At 38.9% G+C, this 5719-nt stretch carries 7 protein-coding genes and 1 pseudogene; 4 read left to right on the top strand and 4 right to left on the bottom strand.

Annotation, left to right across the window (positions count from 1 at the left end):
- Together I4641_RS23015 and I4641_RS23010 are read left to right on the top strand one after the other, a co-directional pair.
- Positions 1-294: pseudogene (locus I4641_RS23015) on the top strand (hypothetical protein); the annotation flags it as partial.
- Entirely contained in the window at positions 267-992 is a 726-nt protein-coding gene (locus I4641_RS23010) for a prokaryotic E2 ligase family D protein (RefSeq protein ID WP_229642920.1), read from the top strand. The pseudogene I4641_RS23015 and the gene I4641_RS23010, both read left to right, overlap by 28 nt.
- 118 nt (positions 993-1110) lie before the next feature.
- Here the strand turns inward: I4641_RS23010 and I4641_RS23005 are convergent, their stop codons facing one another.
- The 3 genes from I4641_RS23005 to I4641_RS22995 form a co-directional block, all read right to left on the bottom strand.
- Entirely contained in the window at positions 1111-2343 is a 1233-nt protein-coding gene (locus tag I4641_RS23005) for a ParB-like helix-turn-helix domain-containing protein (RefSeq protein ID WP_229642919.1), read from the bottom strand.
- Between the two features lie 4 nt (positions 2344-2347).
- Positions 2348-3136, bottom strand: coding sequence for a ParA family protein (locus tag I4641_RS23000; RefSeq protein ID WP_229642918.1), 789 nt, complete (start codon positions 3134-3136; stop codon positions 2348-2350).
- Positions 3137-3257: 121 nt separating this feature from the next.
- Positions 3258-3479: a hypothetical protein gene (locus tag I4641_RS22995; protein ID WP_229642917.1), complete on the bottom strand. Its 222-nt coding sequence runs from the start codon at positions 3477-3479 to the stop codon at positions 3258-3260.
- A gap of 10 nt (positions 3480-3489) precedes the next feature.
- Here I4641_RS22995 and I4641_RS22990 point away from each other — a divergent pair, with 10 nt between their 5' ends.
- Positions 3490-4356, top strand: coding sequence for a ThiF family adenylyltransferase (locus I4641_RS22990; protein WP_229642916.1), 867 nt, complete (start codon positions 3490-3492; stop codon positions 4354-4356).
- Here the strand turns inward: I4641_RS22990 and I4641_RS22985 are convergent.
- A complete protein-coding gene (locus I4641_RS22985) occupies positions 4334-4570 on the bottom strand; it encodes an oxidoreductase (protein WP_229642915.1) in 237 nt (78 codons plus the stop codon). The genes I4641_RS22990 and I4641_RS22985 overlap by 23 nt on opposite strands.
- 186 nt (positions 4571-4756) lie before the next feature.
- Between I4641_RS22985 and I4641_RS22980 the strand changes: the two genes are divergently transcribed.
- A complete protein-coding gene (locus I4641_RS22980) occupies positions 4757-5692 on the top strand; it encodes a hypothetical protein (RefSeq protein ID WP_229642914.1) in 936 nt (311 codons plus the stop codon).
- The last annotated feature ends 27 nt before the right edge of the window (positions 5693-5719 follow it).

Genomic DNA, 5719 nt, shown 5'->3' with positions numbered 1-5719 from the left:
TTAATGAAAAGTAAAATCCTTAATCATAGCACAAAATATTTTTGCAAGAGTTCTTTACTAGACCAAAATACTAACAATATTTGGCTTGATGAAGAAGGTGGTTGGACGCAGGATAGATCGGGAACAACCTTGGATTGGTCAATGGAAAATGTTAACTACCTTCACAAAGAGTATCTAAAAGCTCAGAGGATCTTAAATATTGTGGGTTCTCTTATTGACTGGCTAGAAAGCGATTTAACTACTAATTTTCAATACATTGTAAAAATATGGAATCAATGCACGACTCGCCGATAATATCTGGAGATACTCTTAGAGAAATTATTTCCAAAGCACCAAGAAATCTAGACCATTTGGATGCCGAACTTCTATTTGTCGATCGCAATTATATTCTTCATTACTTAGAAGGTAATAGACATATCTACAAAAGCCTAACCTCAGACATTTTACGTCGTGCTTTTGACAATGAGCCTACCGATACAGGATGGCTGCCTAAAAACATTATTCGTCATGGTAGTACTACTATCGGTAATTGGGTTGTCTGCTTCTTTCCGCAACAGCGTTATCGTCTACAAGTACAGTCAGAGCAATTATACGTACCCTTACCGAGTTTGGTCTTTGTAGGAATCTCTGATAGTTATTATGTCTGGGCGGTTAAAAAGATAAGATTTAATTCTCAGCTATTAATACATCATGCACCTCTACCCAACGTGATGAACGACGGTAGAGTTTGCTGGGGAAATATTTGTCCTCTAATCGCTAGCCTATCAACTATAGAATCCACCTGGTGGAAGTTTATCGGCAGTACATTTAACCAAGATTACACTCAGGGTAAATCGATAAAGTTTGATAATATCATCCAGCAGCTAAAACTCCAGAATCGAAGAGCCAGAATTTCTAATCGCTCTCGCTATCCAACCTCCGATCTCATTCCTATTCGGGATAACTTGACCGTAGAAGAAGCAGTGGAATACGTAACAAAATCCACTAAATGAAATTAAGCTAAATGAAAAGTCATTTAAGAAATTTAATATGCGGTATATTCTCAATTACTATAACGTCATCGTAATTGAGAATATAGAAATGTCTAATTCTCTCAAAAACCTGATAATATTAGCTTGTAGCACCTTTCTCTTTTGCAAGGATAGAGTCAATTTCACGCATTTTCTTCTCCATTGCTTTTCTTAGAGATTTTAGATGATTGGCTTTTAACTGTTTAACAGGAAGTTTTGACAGCCCCTGTTTAACTTCTTGATATCGATCGATAGTTTTTTCCTTGGTTTCAGTTTTTGGTTTCTTAGTTCCGTATTCTTCTAGTAACTCAGTCACAAATTTCCTGGTATCTCTAACGCTAAGAGCTTCTTTCAAAACACGTTCGACTGCTTTAGTTCTTATTTCCAAAGCAGCAGCATCGTCTTTACCCAGTTTCTTAGCGGTAAGTTTGCCCAGTGCTTTTGCCTGGTGGCAAGGTAAGTTTCTTTCACGGACAGCTTGTTTTAGATCCTCCGTCAGAGAAATCATTGCTAAATCGTTAGCAACAAATGAATGTAGTTCTACTTGAAAATCAAGTAAGATCAGAATTATTTCAATCTGTAAAGAATTTAATTCTAGTTTCTCTAAAGCTTTCTGCTGTTCTTCTCTAGTGGCTTTTTCAATTAACTGCAAAGTCCGATCTGCTGCTTCGTTTTTACGGAACTGATAGTCAAGATTTCTGAGGATTTTTTTGAGCTTGGCAACCGCTGCCTGAGATCTTGATTGTCCTTCTTCTACTTCATCTTCATAAATATCTAAATCTACATTCCAATTAAGTTCTCGCACAAGCGATTCAGCCCGATCTAGAGAATTCAAACTTTCGCTGTGAAGATGGTGTAGTAGAGTACGACGGTGAATCTCTTTTTCGTCACCTACTAAAGGGGAAATGACTGCTTCCAATCTTTTCCATTTTTCATCTCCAGCTTCTACTAAATATTTGGCTGCTCTCCAAGTAACTTCACCATCTTCAAGCTGATAGTAATCTGCTTTATCTGTCGATGGAATTAAAATTAGCGAATCAAGCTGTCCTTCTCGCTTTAGGGATTCAACCCTTTTCAAAATTACTGCTTCAGTAAATGTTTTACGGCATTGATCGCTAGGTGTAATGTTCTCAATTGAAACTAATACTTTACCGTTACCCTGCTCTAGTTGAGAACGTAACTGAATCAATAGTTCTTCTCTTTTCTCGACTTCTTTTTGAGTTTGGTCGAGCTGCTGCTTCAAGTCTTGAATTACGTCATGTCGCTTTTTAGCAGCGATCGCCGAATCAAAATCCTCGTCAATTAGATTGGCAACAGATTGTCTTCTACCCATTAAACTAGTTCTCCTTAATTTTTTCTAAATCGTCTACTATACCTGCAAAAATTGAATTCATGCGATCGCCCGATCTGATGATTTTCAAAGGTTTACCCAAAATAGCTGAATTATTAAGATACTGCCAGGTACGCAGTGGTGGATAAAGCTTAATGTCTAGCTGCTGAGATATTCTGGTTAGTGCTTCGATAAAATCTTCGTGAAAAGCTGCATCTTTGTTGTAATGATTGGGAATTAAGCCCATCATTCTCGGCGATGGGGATAACTCTAATTCCTCAAACTCCTGCCAGATAATATTAACGAGAGAAGATACCGTTCTTGCCTTTACTCCCATATCAACGGGAATCAAAATATCCGTACTGGCTGCCAAAGCATTTTCAGTTAAAAGATCGAATCCTGCTCGACAATCAAGAATGATTAATTCACAGTCAAGAGGATAAGCTTTTAGTATTTTATCGAGAGCGTACTCTCTTCTTTTGCGTAAAACCAAGCTTTCTCCCACTTCTTTTAGTCCACGACATCCCTGGCACACTGAAATCAATTCAGAGCCAAAAATAGATTTCAATGGCCATGAACCATCAAAATCGCGATCGAAGATTCTGGCTGTCGTTTGCCGTGGATCTCGCTCTGGTTTCAACCCAACAAAAGCATCTAAACTGTGATTGTTATCAAGATCGATTATCGTAACCGATCTTCCTCGTAAACTCCATTCATAAGCTACGTTAACAGCGATTGTTGTTTTACCAACTCCTCCCGCCTCCGAGAGCATAACCAGAATAATTTGATCTGTCATATATCGTCTCAAAAAACACTGCTTACAAATTTACTATGACGTTATCGTAAAATACTCAATTTGGCATTATCTGAGATTAAATAAATGTGTATTTTACAGATCGAACAAACCTGGAAACCATTTAGGATTTGGGTTTTAGGTCATAAATAGAATTATTAATTCTAGTTCTTGGTTTAGTTGGCTTTGCCCTTTCGGGGATTAGTTTAGAAGCGATTTTCTCAGGCTCAATGTCCCAACTGGGATCTTTTTCTACCGCTTTAATTAAATTGGTGGCGGGTTTGAATTCCCCTCCGATTGAATCCTTCTGCCCTCTGCCTTCTGCCTCCTGCCTTCGTTCAATCATATTTACTCATATGTCTTTTGACTACTCTGTTCTTCACGCCAAGTCCATCATACTCCCCGTATATAAACAGGTAGAATTTTACCTAGTCGGATGCGGTGGTACTGGTAGCTGGCTTGCCCCCAGTCTTTGTCGAATCGCCAGAACTCTGAGCGAGCAAGGCAAAGCAACAACCTTAATATTTATCGATCCCGATGCCGTAGAACGAAAAAATGTCCTACGTCAAAACTTCTGCGATGCTGAAATCGGATTAAATAAAGCTCAAACTTTGGCATTAAGATATAGCCTCAGTTGGGGCGTTGAGATTAATGCATTACCAGCTTTGTTCGATTCACAAATAGTTGCTAGAGACTACTATCAAAGAGAACATAAGCTCAAAATTATCATTGGCTGTGTCGATAATGCGCTCGCTCGCCAGTCAATTACCCATGCTTTGTCCCAATATCAATCTTGGCATACTAGAGATGTCGCCACAGAACTTTGGTGGCTAGATTGCGGCAATCATTCAAATAGCGGGCAGGTATTAATCGGTTCTCATTTATCAACGGAGATTGATGTTTACAAATTTCATGAGTTGGGGTGTATTAAATTGCCCGCGCCCTGTCTACAACACCCCGAATTATTAAAGCCAAAACCAGAGGAATTGGATGACAATACCGTCTCTTGCGCCGAACTTGCCCTGCTTAATACTCAAACCCTTTCCATTAATCAGCGCATGGCAGCAGAGGCAGCAAGCTATCTAGTTCAACTGGTAATAGGTAAATTAAATCGTTTGGCTACTTATTTAGATCTCAATAGTGGTTTTGCCACCTCTACTTTTATTACCGAAGAGGCGATCGCCAAAATAGTTCCCGACGCTAAAGATCTAGCCAAAATTTAGGATCGTCTATTTCTTCTTCAGTGACTCCATAGGTTTGATTATCGTTGTCATTTGAATAATCTACCTCAATTCTATATTCATCGATTAATCCTGTATCCGTGTAAAATTCCATCAAACTGTGGTGGACTTTAATCTTTTCTTTTCTTCGTTTCATAATCGGTTGATTTTTCTCGATTGCGCGATCGCGACCGACGTTAGTTACTTTATTCTTCATAGACCGTTTTTCTCTATTTACTTTTGTTTTGCAGATTATACAGCGCAGTTGTACTGCCAGTACCTAGTAGCTTTAGGTAAATTAATTGGTTATTTTTGCTCATTTCAAAAGACTAATTAAAAAGTCATCCTGTCGGATTTATTTTTTTGAGAAAGAAAATACTATTGGCGCAGGAGTAGTAAAAAGATGAGCAATCAAAAGGATAAAAACAACTTGGTTATTGAGCCAGGACTAAAAATTCCCGTAATCGATTTAAGCTTAGCTGAATCGGGAAAATATTTATCAGAGCCAGAAACTATTAACGATTCTTTATTAGAACTGCTAGGAGAAGAACATGACTTGTCTTCTCTGGTTATTGTTAAACTCGATAAAAATCGCGGTAAGCAGCTACAGTTTGAAGACCCAGCAAAGGCTGCGAAAGTTTACTTGAATCAGTTAGATAAAGTTGAGTTCGGTGACAACATTAAACGGGGTGTCATCTTTAGTTCTGGTAAAAGCGTCTACTTTGGCAACAAGGAACTGATTGATAACATTCGTCATCAATTCTTTAAAACACAACCAGACCACTGCTGTCGCTACGGCTCACTACTGGTAAGCTCCTGTTTAGAAGGAGCAGCGATATTTGACACTAGTAAAGATGATTCTCCCATACGTCTCAAGGTAGTTGATTCTCAAAGTGACGATCCTAATGAAAGAAAAGAAGCAGCCGATTTCTTTACTGGAGACTGTCACGGTAAAATATCTCCCCAGTTGGCACGAGAAGTTGGTGCTAAAAATAAGCGACCATTTCAGTTTAGAATGGCGTGGATGACAGGCTGGAGTAAAGAGAAAAGTCATTCTACACCAGGCATTAGCTTTCTAGCTAAAGGAACGTTTCTGCCGAATCAAACTCTGACTGAAGATCGGGGATATGACATTGTTCTCGATCGCAGTTCGATCAAAGGCATTGCTAAAGATAAGTTAAACGAGACTGTTCCCTGTGGAGATTATCAACTACCCAAGCTGGCACTAGGGAATCGAGCCAATGCCGAACTACAGAAGTACGATAACTCCTGGCAGTTTAGTATCTGGTTCTCGAAAAAGGCGATCGCCTCAGAACTGGTTGCGGGTTTTCTCTACTGAGTGAATTTATCTGGAAGGCTTAATCTA

The sequence above is a fragment of the Waterburya agarophytonicola KI4 genome, assembly GCF_020640915.1.
In the GTDB taxonomy this organism is placed as follows: domain Bacteria; phylum Cyanobacteriota; class Cyanobacteriia; order Cyanobacteriales; family Xenococcaceae; genus Waterburya; species Waterburya agarophytonicola.
The sequence above is the reverse complement of the archived record's forward strand: the minus strand, read 5'-3'. Positions and strand labels throughout refer to the sequence as shown.